At 59.6% G+C, this 16563-nt stretch carries 14 protein-coding genes; 10 read left to right on the top strand and 4 right to left on the bottom strand.

Features of this window, described 5'->3' with window-relative positions; all coding sequences use genetic code 11:
• Positions 1 to 118 precede the first annotated feature (118 nt).
• The 4 genes from aptA (at position 119) to JF535_RS00460 (ending at position 6756) form a co-directional block, all read left to right on the top strand.
• Positions 119 to 1432, top strand: coding sequence for an omega-aminotransferase AptA (gene aptA, locus JF535_RS00475; protein WP_206997869.1), 1314 nt, complete (start codon positions 119 to 121; stop codon positions 1430 to 1432).
• Between the two features lie 538 nt (positions 1433 to 1970).
• On the top strand, positions 1971 to 2741 hold the full coding sequence (locus JF535_RS00470) for a DUF6515 family protein (protein WP_206997867.1): 771 nt from the start codon (positions 1971 to 1973) through the stop codon (positions 2739 to 2741).
• A 95-nt stretch (positions 2742 to 2836) separates the two neighbouring features.
• Positions 2837 to 5206 carry a mechanosensitive ion channel domain-containing protein gene (locus JF535_RS00465; RefSeq protein WP_242523536.1) on the top strand — a complete coding sequence of 790 codons (2370 nt, stop codon included), beginning with the start codon at positions 2837 to 2839 and terminating at the stop codon, positions 5204 to 5206.
• 143 nt (positions 5207 to 5349) lie between these two features.
• Positions 5350 to 6756, top strand: coding sequence for a rhomboid family intramembrane serine protease (locus JF535_RS00460; RefSeq protein WP_206997865.1), 1407 nt, complete (start codon positions 5350 to 5352; stop codon positions 6754 to 6756).
• Between the two features lie 56 nt (positions 6757 to 6812).
• On the opposite strand, the gene JF535_RS00455 is transcribed toward JF535_RS00460, so the two are convergent.
• On the bottom strand, positions 6813 to 8243 hold the full coding sequence (locus tag JF535_RS00455) for a hypothetical protein (RefSeq protein WP_206997863.1): 1431 nt from the start codon (positions 8241 to 8243) through the stop codon (positions 6813 to 6815).
• A 150-nt stretch (positions 8244 to 8393) separates the two neighbouring features.
• Between JF535_RS00455 and pepB the strand changes: the two genes are divergently transcribed.
• The 3 genes from pepB (at position 8394) to JF535_RS00440 (ending at position 11170) form a co-directional block, all read left to right on the top strand.
• Entirely contained in the window at positions 8394 to 9683 is a 1290-nt protein-coding gene (gene pepB, locus JF535_RS00450; RefSeq protein WP_206997861.1) for an aminopeptidase PepB, read from the top strand.
• Positions 9684 to 9776: 93 nt separating this feature from the next.
• Positions 9777 to 9974 carry an antitermination protein NusB gene (locus JF535_RS00445; protein WP_066959364.1) on the top strand — a complete coding sequence of 66 codons (198 nt, stop codon included), beginning with the start codon at positions 9777 to 9779 and terminating at the stop codon, positions 9972 to 9974.
• 458 nt (positions 9975 to 10432) lie between these two features.
• Positions 10433 to 11170 (top strand): FadR/GntR family transcriptional regulator, encoded by a 738-nt coding sequence (locus JF535_RS00440; protein WP_206997858.1) that lies wholly within the window; start codon positions 10433 to 10435, stop codon positions 11168 to 11170.
• Positions 11171 to 11230: 60 nt separating this feature from the next.
• Here JF535_RS00440 and JF535_RS00435 read toward each other — a convergent pair whose 3' ends face one another.
• From JF535_RS00435 to JF535_RS00425, 3 genes are all read right to left on the bottom strand, one after another.
• Complete coding sequence (locus JF535_RS00435) at positions 11231 to 13075, bottom strand: alkyl sulfatase dimerization domain-containing protein (protein ID WP_206997856.1); 1845 nt, start codon at positions 13073 to 13075, stop codon at positions 11231 to 11233.
• A gap of 272 nt (positions 13076 to 13347) precedes the next feature.
• Positions 13348 to 13908 carry an NADPH-dependent FMN reductase gene (locus JF535_RS00430; RefSeq protein ID WP_206997854.1) on the bottom strand — a complete coding sequence of 187 codons (561 nt, stop codon included), beginning with the start codon at positions 13906 to 13908 and terminating at the stop codon, positions 13348 to 13350.
• Between the two features lie 80 nt (positions 13909 to 13988).
• Positions 13989 to 14162 carry a hypothetical protein gene (locus tag JF535_RS00425; protein ID WP_206997851.1) on the bottom strand — a complete coding sequence of 58 codons (174 nt, stop codon included), beginning with the start codon at positions 14160 to 14162 and terminating at the stop codon, positions 13989 to 13991.
• Positions 14163 to 14550: 388 nt separating this feature from the next.
• On the opposite strand from JF535_RS00425, the gene JF535_RS16820 reads away from it, so the two are divergent.
• The 3 genes from JF535_RS16820 to JF535_RS00415 all read left to right on the top strand — a co-directional run bounded on the left by JF535_RS16820 (position 14551) and on the right by JF535_RS00415 (position 16530).
• A complete protein-coding gene (locus JF535_RS16820) occupies positions 14551 to 14676 on the top strand; it encodes a hypothetical protein (protein WP_277987198.1) in 126 nt (41 codons plus the stop codon).
• Positions 14677 to 14806: 130 nt separating this feature from the next.
• On the top strand, positions 14807 to 15436 hold the full coding sequence (gene rrtA / locus JF535_RS00420) for a rhombosortase (RefSeq protein ID WP_206997843.1): 630 nt from the start codon (positions 14807 to 14809) through the stop codon (positions 15434 to 15436).
• A gap of 143 nt (positions 15437 to 15579) precedes the next feature.
• Entirely contained in the window at positions 15580 to 16530 is a 951-nt protein-coding gene (locus tag JF535_RS00415; RefSeq protein ID WP_206997841.1) for a lipid A deacylase LpxR family protein, read from the top strand.
• Positions 16531 to 16563: the final 33 nt, after the last annotated feature.

Below are 16563 nucleotides of genomic sequence, written 5' to 3'. Positions count from 1 at the left end.
CGCTGCGTCGGCGACGTCCATGTCGCCGACGCTCCTGAAAACCTGTACCCGGTGCTCCGCCTTCGCGTCGACATATTTACTACGTTAGAGAAACGTGAAAACTAAATCGGAGAAAACCATGTCCGAACTGAAAAACAACGCATTCTGGATGCCGTTTACCCCCAACCGCACCTTCAAGGCATCGCCGCGTATCGTCGAACGGGCGGAGGGGATTTACCTGTTTGAAAAATCCGGCCGCAAAATTATTGATGCGACCGCGGGTCTGTGGTGTTCCAATGCGGGCCACTGCCGTGCAGAAATTGCCGATGCGATTTCCGAGCAGGCGCGCAAGCTGGATTACAGCTCGATTTTCAATTTCGGCCACGAGCTGAGTTTCGCCTACGCGGAACGTCTGGTGCAGTACACACCCGATCCGCTGAACCATGTGTTCTTCGGCAATTCCGGTTCCGAGGCGGTGGAGTCGGCCCTGAAGATTGCGCTGCAATACCAGCGCGCCCGTGGCAAGGGTTCGCGCACCATGTTTATCGGTCGTGAAAAGGGTTACCACGGGGTGAACTTCGGCGGTATTTCCGTGGGCGGTATTGCGCCGAATTACCAGTCGTTCGGTCAGCCGGTGAAGGCGAACCATATGCGTCATACGCTGGACATCGAACGCAATGCGTTCAGCAAAGGTCTGCCGGAGCACGGGGTGGAGCTGGCGGAAGATCTGGAGCGTTTGGTCGCTTTCCACGGTGCGGATCAGATTGCGGCGGTGATTGTGGAGCCTTTCTCCGGTGCCGGTGGCGTGGTGCTGCCGCCGAAGGGGTATCTGCAGCGTCTGCGCGAGATCTGTGACAAGCACGATCTGCTGCTGATTTTTGATGAAGTAATTTCTGGCTGGGGCCGTACCGGTTCGCCATTTGCTTCGCAGGAATTCGGTGTGACGCCGGATATGATTACCTCGGCCAAGGGCATTACCAATGCGACAGTGCCTCTGGGCGCGGTGTTTGTCAGCGACAAGATTTACAACACGGTGATGGATGCCGCCGCCGAAGGTATGGTGGAGCTGTTCCATGGCTACACCTATTCAGCGCATCCGGTGGCCTGTGCTGCGGGGATGGCGACGCTGGATATTTACGATCGCGAGGGCCTGCTGACCCGTGCGGCCGGGGATATCGGCAAGCACTGGGAAGCGGCCCTGCATTCGCTGTCGGACCTCGACAATGTGATCGATGTGCGCAACTACGGTCTGGTAGGCGCCATCGAGCTGCGCGCACCGGAGGGCCTGAAAGGGAAGTTCGGTGCCAAGGCATCGGCGCTGGCCTGGGAGGCCGGGGTGATGGCGCGCGGCATTGGTGATGCGCTGTGCATGTCGCCGCCGCTGATTATCGAGGCCCACGAGATCGACGATATTGTCGGCAAGCTGCGGGAAGTGATTTCCGGCCTGTCCTGAGCCGTTGCTCGTCGCTGGTGGCCGGTTCTGGCTGGTCACCGGTCCCGGTCGGGTTTTGCGGCCGGGTGTGACGGTCTCGTGTGATGGTGTGTGATTTTGACGCCGTCGCAATTTTGGATGTCGGACGTAACAACCTACACTAAGGGAGTAGTCGGTCGTACAGCAATAGTGCGAGGCCCTTGAGGACTGCGCACTCTGTTGGTTTCGCCGGTCACACAAGCGACCGGCGCCGTCGGCTACCAAGCGCGCGCGGCCTTTGCCCGCTTTGCCTTTCACGGCGGGTAGGGACCGCGCGTTGCTCTTGTTGGTTTTTTGCAGGATTTCTTTTCTGTCAGGCTTTTGCCTGCGTAATGGGGTGGGAATGTTGGCGCCTTGCTGACCGAGTGTTCAGTGCGGTGCACTTGCGAGGTCGCACATGCCCCCAGCCCAGCCCCGTACCTTCTTCTTATTCCCTGCGAGCGCCTCTTTCGGTGCCTGTCTCAGGCCATTGCTGTGTGTTTCGTGCGGTGCACTGCTTTCCATTTTCGCCGCCGTTGCCATGATGGCGCCCGCCAAAGCGGTGGCGCAGGCCACTGACAATGCCAGTGCCGAGCCCGAGCGTGATTATGCCCGCGACCCCAACCGCCAGCGCGCGCTGCGCCCCGGGGCTACCCGCCTCACGCTCAATGGCAACACTTATTACTACCAGGGCGGCTACTTTTACCGCAAGGAAGACGACGGATACCTGCGGGTAGAGCCGCCGCTGGGGGCGGCGCTGGCGTTTGTACCCTACGGCAGTACCGGATTCGAGATCGATGGCCAGCGCTTTTTCATGAGCGGTACGGGCACGTTTTACCGTTACGACGCGCAGCGTCGGAGCTATATCGTGACCAACCCACCGTATCAATGGCGGCGTTATCTGGGCGAGCGTAGCAGCGATATTGTGGGGGCCTACGAGGAGCGTTTGTACGGTACTGTGGATGAAAACCCGGATGAAAATCTGGAGGATCTGCGCGAGCGATCCGGTATTCCCCGCGCTTATCCACCAGGTGCGATTGATCCGGAGGCTGTGGGTCGCAGTGACGCGCCGATGTTCGAGGCCGATCGCTACCGCGACCAGCGCCGGCGTGCGCCCCGGCCCTACGCCAATGTGCGCCCGCCTTACGACGCCGCCGGCGAGCGCTACGACAACCGCGCCCTGCTGGAGTCGGCCTGTCGACAGGATGCTTCCGATGCGGCGCGGAGGGGCAGCAGTCTCGAGGGGCAGCGGGTGCGTATCTATCAGCGGGCGTATCGCGATTGCATCCAGCGTTACGAAAGGCGCCGCTGAGGCCTGGTTGATCTCTTCTACAATTAATCCGATGTAGTTCCCACGCTGGAGTCGGTGTCGCCGGGTTTCCCTCGGCAAGCACCGGCGGGTGGCGCATGGACGATAGGCCGGGACAGGAATTCAAGGGCAGGGATACAGGGATCGCCTCACGCATGGGTGTTGTCAGCGCCGCGCCGTTTCCACATTGTCTTCGCATCGCGACGGGTTGCGTGCGCGCCGCGCTCGCCTGTCTGTGCCTGTTAAGCCTGTGCCTGCTGTTTCCCGCTTCTACCCTCGCGCAGCTGCCTTCCAACACACCGAAAGAATTCTCGCCGGTTGTCCCCGATTTCAGCAGCTTAGCCGCAGACTGGTGGACCCAGTGGCCGGACGTCACCCTCGAGCAGCGCGCGCTGTGGCTGGAAGATGTGGAACAGGCCTGGCAAGACTGGAGTGCCACACTGCCGGAGGAGGCGAAACTCTCTGAGGAGGTCGCCGCCATCAGTCGGCGCATCACGGGGATTCGAAAAACCTGGGAAAAGCGCGACGCACTGAAGAAAGTCAGCGTTTTGCCTGATGTTTCCTTTCCCACCGATCCGACGGTTTTGCAATGGGCGGAATCTGACGCGGCGGTGTCCCGCGGCAAACAGCGCTTTGACGGTCTGCAGCTGGAAAAATCGCAGATGGATGAGGCCGTTAATCTGTCGCTGAACCGCTTGCGGGAGACCGCGGGTACGCTGCGCGACAGGGGCAAGACGGACCCGCGGCACCTGAAATCCACGCTGAATCTGTTTCTCGCGCAGGTCAGTCACCTGCAGGTGCTCGAAGAGCAGAGCATGCTCAACGAGCAGCTCACCGCCTGGGACGAGGAATTGACGTTTGCCGGCGGCGAACTCACCCGCATGCTGAAGGAGTTGCAATACAGCAGCAAGGTGGCGGACAAGCTGGCCGCTGCGCGCACCGAGGAAAAGTCCAACCTGGAAGAGCTGGTGCGCGAGCGCAATAACTCGCGTGACCTGATTTTCGAAAGCTCCGACGCCGCGGTAACCATGGAGCAGCAGATTCGGATGATGAACTACAGCGTCGAGGCGCTGGAGAATCGCCTGCAGCTGCGCAAGCAGGAACTGCTGCTGGCCATGAACAGCGTGCTGGATGAGACCGCCGCCGATGAAAAGCTCACCATCAGCAAGGACCTGGTAAACAATGCGACCACCATTCGCGAGAACCTGGCACGACAACTGAATGTGCGTCAGCGCCAGATCGTTGCCTGGGTGGGCGAAGACCCCAAGGCCATGCGCAAGTGGTGGGGGCAGTTCGAAAAGGTAGCCAGCGGCCTCGGCCGGGTTCGCGACCTTACCGACGACATCAAACGTTACGAGGCGGCACAGCTTTTTGTCTACCAGCGCCAGCAGGGGTGGTGGCGCACCATGGGCAACCGGGTTGTGTTGCAGTTCGAGCAGCTGCGCACCGGTTGGCGAAACCTGGCCAATTACGAACTGTTTGCCATCAGCCAGCAGCCGATCACGCTGAAAGACATCGCCAAAATGCTGCTGGTGATTCTCGCCGCCTGGGCGTGTTCGCGCATACTCAACTGGGTGTTGCGGCGCATGGTGCACAAAAATCGCACCAGTGAACAGGGAGCCTATACCCTGTGGCGCATCCTCAATTATTGCATCGTACTCATTACCTTCATCATCATTCTCACCATGGTGGGGCTGGATACCTCCAAGCTCACTCTCATCGCCGGTGCCCTGTCGGTGGGTATCGGCTTCGGCATGCAGGCGATTTTTTCCAATTTTATTTCCGGCATCATCCTGTTGTTTGAGCAGCCGCTGCGGGTAGGTGACCTGGTAGAGCTGGAATCCGGGGTGTTTGGGCGTATCCGCGATATCAATGTCCGCTCTACCCGCATCACCACCCGCGACAATGTGGATATTCTGGTGCCCAACTCCGAGTTTGTGACCGGCCGGGTGACCAACCACACCCTGGAGGATCCGGTGCGCCGCATTCACGTGATGTTCGGGGTGGCCTATGGCACCGACCCGGAAGCCGTGCGCGAGGCCGCGCTGGCGGCGGCGGAGCGGGTGCCAGTCACCTTCTCCAACTGGCAGCGCAAGACCGAAGTGTGGCTCACCGGGTTCGGCGACAGTTCGCTGGATTTCAAGCTGGTGGTATGGGTAAACAGTAACGCCGTGTCCTCTCTCGGCGACCTGAACGCGCTGTATAACATCGAACTGTTGCGGGAGTTCAACCAGCGCAATATCGAGATTCCCTTTCCCCAGCGCGACCTGCATGTGCGCAGCTGGGGTGATCCGGCACCGTCACACCCGGAGGCGCCGGGTGCGGCGCCCTCCCAGCCTGCGGTTGAGGAGCGCCGCGGTTCCGCAGGTGCCGAGGACTGGCCGGCAGACGGGGGCAGCGACACAGGGGGCGACATCGGTGGTGAAGGCGAGGGAGGCGGTGACGATGGGGGCTCGTCCAGTCACTGACACCGCTGGCGCCTGCATCCACATCCATTGGCGGATGTCCTGTCTCTGGGGCTGTTCATATTCTGTAGCCCCTGTATTCTGGATGGCCCGAATGGATCCCTGATCTGATTACCCCAAGAGTCGATTGAGCCGCAGGTCTGCCCTTGCTGATAATACCCATCCAGAACAAGCCCGACTGGCGTCGACCGCCGCTGGTGTGCTTTGCGCTGATTCTGGTCAACCTGCTGGTCTACGTGCTCTATCAGGGCGAGGACGAGGCGCGTTGGCAGGTGGCGGAGGAGTTCTACTTTTCCAGCGAGCTACCGGTGCGGGAAGAGCAGCGCTTCTACGAGTTTGTGGACGCGGAAAAGCCGGAGTGGCGATCCCTGGCACAGGGTGCCGGGGAAGAGTTCATCTACGAACAGCTGCTTTGGAGCCACGAATTCCACAACTGGCTATTGCCGCAGCTTGCCGCAGAAGGTGAGCAGCAGTGGCTCGCGCAGCGCGTGGAATTCAATGAGCTGCGCGACCGCCTGTCCAGTTTCGCCTACGGGCTCACACCGGCAGAGCCGACCCTGCAGGGGCTGTTCGGGCATATGTTCCTGCACGGTAGCTGGGAACACCTGTTGGGGAACATGATCTTCCTGCTGTTGTTCGGCCTGTCGGTGGAGCTGGCGCTGGGTGCGGCCTGGTTTATCGGGCTGTATTTACTGGGTGGCCTCGCGGCTGCGGCGCTGCACATGGGGGTGGAAGCGGGCAGCATGGTGCCGGTGATCGGCGCGTCCGGCGCGGTATCCGCGGTGATGGGCATGTTTGTGGCGGTGTACGGTGTGCGGCGGCTGCGGTTTTTCTACACCCTGGGCTTCGCGTTTGGGGAGTTCACCGCGCCAGCGCTGCTGGTATTGCCCCTGTGGCTCGGCAAGGAGGTGTTCGGCTATCTCTTCGGCAGTGACAACATTGCCTACTGGGCGCATTTCGGTGGCCTTGTGGCCGGCTTTGTCTGCACTTTCGCGCTGATCCGCTGGCGCCCCAGCCGCGAGCTCCACGTGGAGGAAGACCTGCCTCCCACCCCGGAACAGCTGGCGCTGGCGCGGATCGAGTCCCTGCACAACCACGGCAAGCTGCTGGAGGCCGGTCAGGCTGCGGCCAGTGCCGTGCGCCAACATCCGCAATCCTTATCCCTGATCAACAAGTCCATCGAGGTCAGTGCTCTGGCACCGGAAAGCGAGGCGCACCACCGGGCCTGGCTGGCGCTTTTTGCGCTGGCGCGATTACCGGAGCAGGATTTTGCGCCGGTGGCAGACGGGGTGGATGTCTATCTCCAGCGGACCAGCGAGCCCCGTGCGCTGAATGCGCGGATGTGCCTGCTGCTGGCACAGCGTGCGGCCAGGGAGAAGCGCTGGGGAATGGTGGAGCGCCTGCTGCAGCGCCTTCAGCAAAAGCAGCAGCGTCACCCGCTGATGTTGCGTCTGGCCAATGGTCTGGTGGAGCACTATCGCCGCTGCGGCGACGAAGAGCGCGCGCGCAAGGCGCTGAATTTCGCCCGTTCCCTGCAGCCACAGGCGATATAGCCCCCACGCCGGGAACCGGTCCGGCCATAGCTCCCACCAACAGGCCGTGCAACGTGCTACGCGGGTTGCGCGTTCTGCTCGGCCGCCAGAATCGAATCCAGCTTGCGCACTTCACCCAGCACACTGCTCTTCGGGAATTTCTTCTGCACGAACGCCAGCAATTTGCGGCTGTTGTCAGTGCGGTTGAAGCCATCCATATAGATTTTTGCCAGCAGTAAATAGGCGCTGTCCAGGCGGGTGTAGTGCGGGTCTTCCTTGTGCAGGTTATTGATGAGTGCCAGCGCAGGTTTGAAGTGACGCTGGTGATACAGGGCCTCGGCGAGCTGATGCCGCAACAGCGATTTGTCGATCGCCGGTAACCCTTGGCTGGCGGCGATTGCCAGGTAGAGTTCTGCGGCCTTGTGGGCGTGGTTGAGGTTGACCAGGCGCTCCAGCAAATGCGGCCCCAGTTCACGCAACGCTTTTTTATCGTCGGTGGCGAGCAGCAGCCGTACATAGCGTTCATTCAGGGCGACATCGTTCGGTTGCTGGCGTAACACGTTTACCAGCGTTTTCCGGGCCTCATCGTGCCGGCTCTCCCGCAGCAGAATGACCGTATCCGCCAGGGCTTTCAGGCGTTCAAACTCGCGCTCTTCCAGCGGCTCCTGATCTTCCACCTGGGCGATGACCCCGAGCTTGCGCTGTCTGGTCAGGCAGATATACCCCATCATGGCACTGGTCACGATGGAGAAGTAACTGGTGAGGAAGGCGAGCAGCGGCAGCAACATCCACGCCGGGAGCTTTTCTGCCACCAGCGGCAGCAGGTAGGCGGGTGCCGCGGACACCGCGCTGGTGGAAAGCCACAGCAGCCAGTAAGGCCAGCCGATGATGAGGGTAAACTGCAACAGCTTGAGAGGGTTCACCGCCGCGCGCATGCTGTGCTCCAGTGCCAGCACAATCATCGCCGCCGGTGCCAGCAGCGACAGAGCGATGGAGTAGACCTGTACGGCTCCTTCTCCCAGCCCTGCCAGCAGCATGCCGGCACCACCGGCCACCAGGATCATGCCGATCACCTTGGCAAAAACGGCGGCACTGCGACCGTCCTGGGCATCGCCAAACGTCGGCGCTTCCAATTGACCGCCCGCGAGTTTTTCAATCACTAGCAGGTTGTAACGCATGACCACCGCGAGGGTGGCGACGAACACGAAGATCGACAGCAGCCCGAGACCGGTCATGGCGAGTGCCGCCACGGCGCAGAGTGCGGAGACCGTCAGCGGCCCGGCGCTGCATCCGTAGCGGAAATAGAACGGGGCCATCTGCCAGAATGGCTTGGCCGCATTGCTTGCCCCCACATTTTCCAGGCGCTTGTTGCACAGGGTACATTTGGGGGTGGACTGGTGATAATTGAGTGCCGAGCCCGGCACGCAGGCGCCGCAATAGTTAGTGCTGCAGCCGGAGCATTGCCAGATGGCATCGGCACTGGAATGGTAGTGGCAGGCGTCGCCCATGATGTACTTCCTTGTCGCGGTATGTCATCCGTCCAGTGTATCGGCACTCCCGGCGGTGGCGCAAACTGCCCCTTGCAGGCTGCTAGACTGCCCCAATAGTAAAGTCACTATTTAAAGTCTCTCTTTTTTGGATTCACAGAAGGCATAACGATGACGACAGCGATGCAGGTACGGCTGGACAATACCGCGGCGGCGGCACACTGGGGTAAAAACGCGTTGTTGAGTTTCAGCGACAGCGAGGCCCGCATCCATGCCACCGAGGCCACCGGCGGTACCCTGGTGGCGGTGCAACGCGCTGCCCGTCGCCTCGACGGCATGGGAGTGACGGATGTTGTCCTGGCCGGGGAACACTGGGACCTGGAGAGCCGCTGGAGTTTCTGGGCGGGTTACTACAATCCCAATCGCAAGAGCACACTGGACTGGGGGATTGGCGAGGGCGACGAACGCACAGAACTGGAAGCGCGCCGCGCCGCGTGTCTGTGGGTGCGGGAAATCACCAATGGCACCCCGGAAAATGTGTTTCCCCGCGCACTGGCGGAAAGCGCGGCCGATATGTTGCAGAAGCTGGCGCCGGATGCGGTCAGTTACCGGGTGATCTCCGGTGATGAATTGCTGGATGCGGGCTTTATGGGCATTCATCACGTGGGCCGGGGCAGTGTGCGCGGCGGAGCCATGTTGCAACTGGATTACAACCCCTCGGGCAGCGACGATGCGCCTGTGGATATCTGCCTGGTGGGCAAGGGCATCACCTTTGACTCCGGCGGTTACAGCATCAAGCCCTCGGCCGGCATGGCGCACATGAAGTCCGATATGGGCGGTGCGGCCATGGTTGCCGGTGGGTTGGCGTTGGCCATTGCCCGCGGCCTGCAGAAACGCGTGAAGCTGTATCTATGCTGCGCGGAAAATCTGATTTCCGGGCATGCGTTCAAGCTGGGCGATGTGATCACCTACAAGAATGGGGTGACCGCAGAAATCCTGAATACGGATGCGGAAGGTCGCCTGGTGTTGGCGGATGGCCTGATCGCGGCGAGCGAGGAGAACCCACGTTATATCCTCGATGCGGCGACCCTCACCGGCGCGGCCAAGATGGCGGTGGGCCGGGATTACAATTCGGTGCTGAGCCTGGAAGACGAGATGGCCGAGAAAGTATTGCGTGCAGCCGGGCAGGAAAATGAAAAAGCCTGGCGCCTGCCGCTGGAGAAATTCCATCTCGAGCAGATTCCTTCCGGCTTTGCGGAAATTGCCAATGTTGGTATGGACGGCACACCGGGCGCGTCCACGGCGGCGGCCTTTCTGGCCAAGTTTGTGCGCGACGAAGGGCGCGGTTGGGTGCACATGGACCTTTCCGGTTCTTACCTGCCGGCGCCAAACGACCAGTGGGCACAGGGGGCCAAGGGGCACGGCTTCCGCACCATCGCCCGGTTCCTGCTGGATAACTGATGTGGCTTTGCACTAGTCACTTGGCGCGCTGACTGGCAGTGCGCCATTTACGATTCGGCCGTTGGATTTTTTTGAAACCGTTGGAAGGTATTTATGGAAGAGTATCAGGTAATGATTCAATCCCGGGAGTGGCTGGTCGGTTGGGGCACACTCTCGCTGATCAACGCCGGCCTGGCCCAGGGCAAAAATCGCAGTGGTTTAATCTGGTGGGTGTTGAGTCTTATTTTTGGCCCGCTGGCCACGCTTGTTCTTGTACTGCTGAGCAAGGCACCGGCAAAGCTGGGCGACTGATTGCGACGCGCTTGCGTTATTTGCGACGGATACCGGTTTGAGCCTAGGGCTGCTTTTAAATAGCAGGCCTTGCTGATGACGTCGAGTTTGCCTGAAAGTCTTTAATAACCCACCTATCTTCCCGGCTAGACGAGATAACGGCATTCGGCGAGGCGTCGTGTGGAGGGCTGCATTTTAACAAGTAAGCGGTAAGGCCTGAGTCATAAGGCGGGGAATTCTGGTATGACCACGATGGTCCTTGGAGTGTTGTGGTGGTTTGACCCCTTCTGCTAGACTGCTTGGGGACTACTTGGGGCAGGCCGCTCATGGGAGTGGGGTAGGATCAGGTCAGACAAATTCGGGCCGGCCGTGCCTAACCACCGGCGAGTGAGCAACCGATCAGTGGGCCGCTTGCCCGGTGCTCTGCCGCTATATAGACAGAATAACCAGTGCAGTTATGAAAGCAGGAGAGTGGCTAGATGCCAGGTGCTCGACTTTATCAAAAGGTAGCGGAAAAGCTGGCCGAGGCTATCGCCGCTGGCGATTATCCGGCCGGCTCACGTTTGCCCGCTGAGCGCAAGCTGGCAGAGCGCTTTGAGGTAAGCCGCCCGACGGTGCGCGAGGCCATTATTGCGCTGGAATTGGCCGGTTCCGTTGAGGTTAAGGGTGGCTCCGGGGTTTACGTCACCGATACCGAGACCAGCGTATTTTCCTCAGGCGAGCGCGCTATCGGTGCTTTCGAAATTCTGCAGGCGCGCATAATGTTCGAGGGAGAGGCCGCAGGTTTGGCCGCCCGTGAAGTGAGCGACGAGGAAGTGGCGAAGCTGGCCGAAATTTTCGACGAAATGGTGGCAGAGAATGCCACCGAGTCCAGCGCGGAAGTGGCGGATGAGAAGTTCCACCTGCACATCGCTCAGTGTACACATAATGACGCCGTGGTTTCCGTATGTCAGCACCTCTGGAAGCTGCGCAACAATTCCTCCGTGTCTGCACACATTCTTGAAAAAGTGCGTCAGGCCGGATCCAAACCCGGTATCGAAGAGCACCGCCGTATTCTTGAGGCAATCCAGAGGCGTGATCCGGAGGGTGCGCGCAATGCCATGCGCGACCACCTCCAGCGTGTAGTTCAGCAGCTGTTGGACGCAACAGAGGCGGAAGCCCTGGAGCAGGCGCGGCGCGAAGTGAGCGCCGCTCGCCAGCGCTTTGCGCTCCCGTGAGCAGCGCTGTTCCTTCTGAAGCCGGCCATTGCGCCGGCTTTTTTGTTGCAGGGGAAATTTTTACGGTTTGAGCGGTGCGCCGGGTGGCAGCACCAGATTGACGTCGTTCGGGGTGATGATATCGAATAGGCCCAGAAATTGGCTTGCCGCACCCTTGTCACCGGTCACGGTGACACCCTCGGCGAGTTTCCCGGTGGCGACCGTTTTCAGGATGGCGCCTTTAGGGCCCGTTATGGTGACATCCGGTTTGGCCATCTTGCCATCGATATAGGCGGCAATCTTGTTGCGTACCTTGAAGCCTGCCGCCTCATTGGTATCTGAAATAACAAACTGCACATTCATCTTCGCATTGGCCGCGCGATCGGCATTGAGACGCACGCTCATGGTTTTCAGCAGTGCGGTCGTGGGTAGCGCTTTTACAATCGCCGGATCGGCAAAGTTCCACGGCATGGAGCGATCGATGGTGCCATCGAGTTCATTGGCTCCGGAAATGCCGTACATGCGCCAGTAGATATTGGTTTGCAAATAGCCCCACTGGCGCAGCGCCTCGGCTTTTAATTTACGTGCTTCCATGTCGCTGGGATCGACGTTGATCTGGTGCGTGAGCACCTCGGCGGCCCAGCCATAATTTTTGTTGTCGATGGCTTTGCGCCCCTCTTTCAGCACCGCATCGCGACCACCCATCACACGTACATACTGCGTTGATGTAGCCTTCGGCCCGGGACGTGCCAACTGTGTGGGGTCTCCTTCCCACCAGCCGATGTAGCCCCCGTAGATATTTCTTACCGAGTGCGCCACCGTCCCGTAATACTCCTGTAGCCACGGATCGCTCGCGTAGGGTTCCGGCAACACCACTTTTTCGGCGAGCTCGTCGCGCGTGTAACCCAGGTTGGTCCAGTAGATGGTCTGATCATGCACGTACTGGATGGCATCACGGTAGTTGCGGATTCGGTCGATGATGAAGTCGTTGCCCTTCCAGGCGCGCATGTGCGACCCGGAATAGGTGTCCGCCTTCTGCGCATATCCCAGCAAAATTTCTACACCATCAAGCCACTTGGCCACGTCCCGGTAGGATGTGCCGCGCAGGGAATACAGATTGGGAAAGGTCTCCCCCTGAATGGTTTCCGAACCATGTACATGGCGAAACTCGGGAAAGTAGATATCCACCTCGTCGGTGCCGGCGTCGCCATAGGCATGGAACACTTCGACGTCGATCCCGGAGATCTTGAGTTTCAGGGGCTCATTGGTCTTTACCGTGTCGGTGGGCAAATACAGCGAAATAGGTCCGGCGGCAAACGTCGGGCCGATCGCCACATGCACCAGGCCCTCGGCGCTTTGCTTGGGGTAGCCGCCCACGTACGCCGTGCGCTGGGTGAGAATGTTGCCGACCACACCCACGTCATTCACCAGGTTTTCGACAAAGTGCTCGGAGGCAATGATTTTCACCTTGCCGCTGGCGACATCTTCCTCGCTGACACCCCAGCCCGCAGAGCCGAATGGATGGTCGGGGTGTCGGTGCGTATAAATGATCGCGGTCACCGGGAGGTTCGCCGCTGATGGTACGGCCTTGAGAAAGGCCTCGCGGGTTGCCTTCGCGCTGTCGTTGTCGGAGCCCGGGTCGATCACGATCAGGCCATCGTCGCCCACCGCGATCATTGTCGAGGCCACCTGGAAACCATAGGCGTGGTAGATCTTCCCTTTCACTACTTCCTGGATGCTTTTCGGCATCATCTTGGCGTATTCGGTCTGGGCCTTGGCGATGGTGGGCGCGGATTTGGTGTAGGCCAGATTTTCCCCCTGCCAGATGTGGGGTGACAGGTGGTCCAGCACGTCTTTGCTGCTGAAGTTGGCGGGGTCCTGGCTGCGCACCGGGCTGTTCAGGCTATTGGCCTCTTGCGCTGTCACCTGAGAGCCCAAAAAGAGAGCGGCGACTACAGTTGCCGATGCGAGTATGAGGTTACAACCGCCATTTATTTTTTTTGCTGTGATTGTCATAAGGTTGGCTTTCCAAGTTGAAAAACTGCGAGGTTTGAATAGTGCAAATGTAGTTGTGCTGCCAGAGTAGCAAATGTGTTGCCAGGGAAAATTTCTCGGTAGTCATGTGGAGGTCATAGGCGTCATTCTGAGCTAGGTTTCATCTGTAGCTGTGCAGCACACCACACGACTTGCACAAGTGTTTAAGGCTGCAGGCGGTGTTGCCACTCCCCCAATGCCGTCACCAGCTTGCCGATATGTTGTCTGGTGTCGTCATCGTTCAATGTGCCGCTGTAATCGAACTTCTTGTGGGCGAAGCTGATCATGACCTCCGGCTTGTTCACAAAGTGCGCATTCAGATAAATCATTACCCGGCGCAGATCGTATTGCGCGCGTGCACCGCCAAACGCGCTCATGCTGGCACTCATTACCGCCACGGGCTTGTCGGCAAACGGCTGTGGGTCAACGCGGGAGAGCCAGTCGATAGTATTTTTGAGAACGCCGGAGATGGAGTAGTTGTACTCCGGGGTCGAGAAGAGAATGGCATCGGCTTCCAGTACCTGCTGCTGCAGGCGCTCGACTGCCTCGGGGACACCCTTGTCCCGCAGGTCCTGGTCGTAAAGCGGAATACCCGCGAGGTCGGCAAAGGTGAATTTGGCACTTTCACCGGCGATGTCCGCGGCGGTTTTGAGTGCCGCGCTATTAAACGAGCTATCGCGCAGGCTGCCGGAGATGGCGAGAATCTTGAGCGGGCTGGAGGACATGGCGGTTCCTCAAAGGTAAAGAAAAAGAACCTTCAAGATAGCAGCCGACTCGGCTCGGGCATTATGCCCACGCGTAAGGTTCAGTTATTGCCAAGCACAAAACAGCGTTCAAGGTCTTTGGGATAGCGCAAGCTGAGGTTGGCGACATTACTGTCGGCTTTGCCGGAAGCAGGCTGCAAGCCGGCTTTCGACGGTTTGGCGAGCAGAGCCGCCTTGGCGGGGGGCTGGGATTTTGTCGGCAGCTGCGTATTCATGGTGATGACCTCGACTGCTTGTACGCTGATGCTGATGCCGCTCCGGTTTTTGGGGTGCGTACTCGCGGGGGCTGAGTGGGCGCAGAACGGTCAAAAATCGGCAGGGCCTATGAAATAACTGTAGTGTAAAAATCGCCGTATTAGCCGCCACACGCCGGGAATAAGCGCAAACCTCACACATTGCGCAGCGCATCACAAACCGGGCTGGGGAAGGTGCAGTGGATGGGCGGTAACCGGAGCTGAGTCGAGCTGATTTGATAGCCTAACGATATTGATTTAAAAGTTTTAATTGATTTTATTTTCTCTGGCTGGTGCGCTACCTTGGCTCCTGTAACCGCGCGCCCACAGGGAGCCGGCGCAATACATTCACCCAACGAGGAAAAACACCATGTGGAATCCTGAAGCCAAACCCGCCTCGCAGCGGGAAGGTACTCTGGAATGCAACCTGGAATGCAACTATGCCGACAACTACTACGGCGACCAGGTGTGCGTGCTGAAAACGTCGGGCGCCTGAGACCCGTGGGGAGCGCGGGCAGAGAATTGCCTGGCCGGCATTTTTGCAACATAGTGCGGTCATCTGAAATTGCCCGCCACGTGCTGCATGCACGCACCGTTACTATGTTTGAACCTGTTGTTTGCATCTGATGTTTGAATTTGATCGAGCCAAACTGATCGCCAGTATCGGCGGTCCGGCCATCCTGCTGTTGCTGTGTGTCCTGCTGCAGCTGGCTCAGTCCGCCTACCCCGACCTGTTCATGTACGATCGCGCCCTGCTGGCCGGGGGCCAGTGGTGGCGGCTGCTGAGCGGGCATCTGGTACACACCAATAGCGCGCACCTGCTATTGAATGGTGTGGCGATCGTGGCCGTGTGGTTCGTGTTTGGGCAGAGCTGCTTGCTCGGGAAGCGTCACCCGGTGGTGGCGTATCTAGAGCTGACGGTGGTGCTGTCGTTGCTGATCAGCGCCGGCCTGTGGTTTTGGTTCCCCGAGGTTCAGGTCTATTACGGCCTCTCCGGTGTACTGCACGGACTCTTCTGTTTCGCGGCGGTGAGCGAGCTGTTCCAGCGGCGCTGGTCCGGGGGCCTGCTGCTCATAGGCTGCTTCGTCAAAGTTGGCTGGGAGCTGCTTGCCGGGCCGAGTGCGGCAACCGCCAGTATGATCGAGGCCGACGTGGCGGTATCCAGTCACCTGCTCGGTACCCTGTTCGGCACTCTGATCGGTGTGATTGTCGGGGTGATTGTCGGGGTGTCTACCCGGCGCAAAAAACCCGAATGACCGTCCATCAATGACTGGCTGTGAGCCAGGCGTACCTGTCGACCCGGGTTTGTGGAGGAATCCCCGCCCCCTCCTAAAATCTGGGGATGAAAACGATAACGCGAAATGGAACTTCGCTACGTTGGCTGAGAAGCGTCCAATGGATGGGTGCGATTTTTCTCGCCATCGGCAGCGCCACGGCCAGCGCAGGCGGTATTTCCCTGCAGCTGGAAAACGATTCTTTCGGCCGCACCAGTGATGCGGATTACACGCAGGGGCTCAGGCTTTCCTATACCACAGACGGCCCGGCCGGCTGGGTTCAGTCTCTGTTGCCCGAGCGCTACCAGAATCGTGAGCTGGCCACGCAGGTTTTTCTCGGGCAGGCAATTTTTACACCCTTCGAAGTGTTTGAAACCGATTTGCTGGAATACGACCGCCCCTATGCGGGCTGGCTGTATCTCGGTGGTGCCCTGCAGTCGGTGGACCTGAATCCTGGATCATCGTTGCGCGTCGCCGAGCGTTTTGAAGTTTCCGTGGGCATTGTCGGTCCATCCTCCGGTGCTGAGCAGGCACAGCGCGCTACGCACGCCCTGTTGCGCACCTACGACGTGAACGGCTGGGAAAACCAGTTGCGCGACGAACCTACCCTGCAGTTGAGCTATGCGCGCAAGTGGGCTCATATCCAGTCGGTGGGGGAGCGTGGCCTGCAGCTGGAATGGTCCGCTACCCTGGGTGGCCATCTCGGCAACGTGAACCGGTCACTGGTATCCGGGGTGGGTGTGCGGTTTGGCCGCGATCTGTTTTCGAGCCTCGAGGTCAGTGCGCTTGCCCCCTATACCACCGGCCCGGAAAGCGGCATGCGCGCAGGCGGCTGGTACCTGTATTCCGAGCTGCAGCTGCGGTTTGTGTCTCGGGATATTTTCCTCGACGGTAATACCTTCAAGGACAGCCACAGCGTGGAAAAAGAAACCCGGGTAGGGGAGTGGCAGTTCGGGCTGGTGCTGCCCACCGGACGCTATCACTGGAGCGCCTATCACGCGCGGCGCTCGCAGGAATTTATTGATCAATATGCGGATGTGAATTTTTTTGGCATTGGTCTGAGCGCTTCGTTCTGACGCTTTTCGCAATGTATTTTTTCGATTTCCTTT

The sequence above is a fragment of the Microbulbifer salipaludis genome, assembly GCF_017303155.1.
GTDB classification, from domain to species: Bacteria; Pseudomonadota; Gammaproteobacteria; order Pseudomonadales; family Cellvibrionaceae; genus Microbulbifer; species Microbulbifer salipaludis.
Note: the sequence above shows the minus strand (reverse complement) of the source record. Positions and strands in the feature narration are given on the sequence as shown.

Excerpts from the sequence above, each read along its gene's own strand:
- rrtA (WP_206997843.1), top strand. The coding sequence starts at position 14,807 with ATGTTTGAATTTGATCGAGCCAAACTGATCGCCAGTATCGGCGGTCCG.
- JF535_RS00415 (WP_206997841.1), top strand. The coding sequence starts at position 15,580 with ATGGGTGCGATTTTTCTCGCCATCGGCAGCGCCACGGCCAGCGCAGGC.
- pepB (WP_206997861.1), top strand. The coding sequence starts at position 8,394 with ATGACGACAGCGATGCAGGTACGGCTGGACAATACCGCGGCGGCGGCA.
- JF535_RS00470 (WP_206997867.1), top strand. The coding sequence starts at position 1,971 with ATGATGGCGCCCGCCAAAGCGGTGGCGCAGGCCACTGACAATGCCAGT.
- JF535_RS00425 (WP_206997851.1), bottom strand. The coding sequence starts at position 14,162 with ATGAATACGCAGCTGCCGACAAAATCCCAGCCCCCCGCCAAGGCGGCT.
- JF535_RS00445 (WP_066959364.1), top strand. The coding sequence starts at position 9,777 with ATGGAAGAGTATCAGGTAATGATTCAATCCCGGGAGTGGCTGGTCGGT.
- aptA (WP_206997869.1), top strand. The coding sequence starts at position 119 with ATGTCCGAACTGAAAAACAACGCATTCTGGATGCCGTTTACCCCCAAC.
- JF535_RS00430 (WP_206997854.1), bottom strand. The coding sequence starts at position 13,908 with ATGTCCTCCAGCCCGCTCAAGATTCTCGCCATCTCCGGCAGCCTGCGC.
- JF535_RS00455 (WP_206997863.1), bottom strand. The coding sequence starts at position 8,243 with ATGGGCGACGCCTGCCACTACCATTCCAGTGCCGATGCCATCTGGCAA.
- JF535_RS00465 (WP_242523536.1), top strand. The coding sequence starts at position 2,837 with ATGGACGATAGGCCGGGACAGGAATTCAAGGGCAGGGATACAGGGATC.
- JF535_RS00440 (WP_206997858.1), top strand. The coding sequence starts at position 10,433 with ATGCCAGGTGCTCGACTTTATCAAAAGGTAGCGGAAAAGCTGGCCGAG.
- JF535_RS16820 (WP_277987198.1), top strand. The coding sequence starts at position 14,551 with ATGTGGAATCCTGAAGCCAAACCCGCCTCGCAGCGGGAAGGTACTCTG.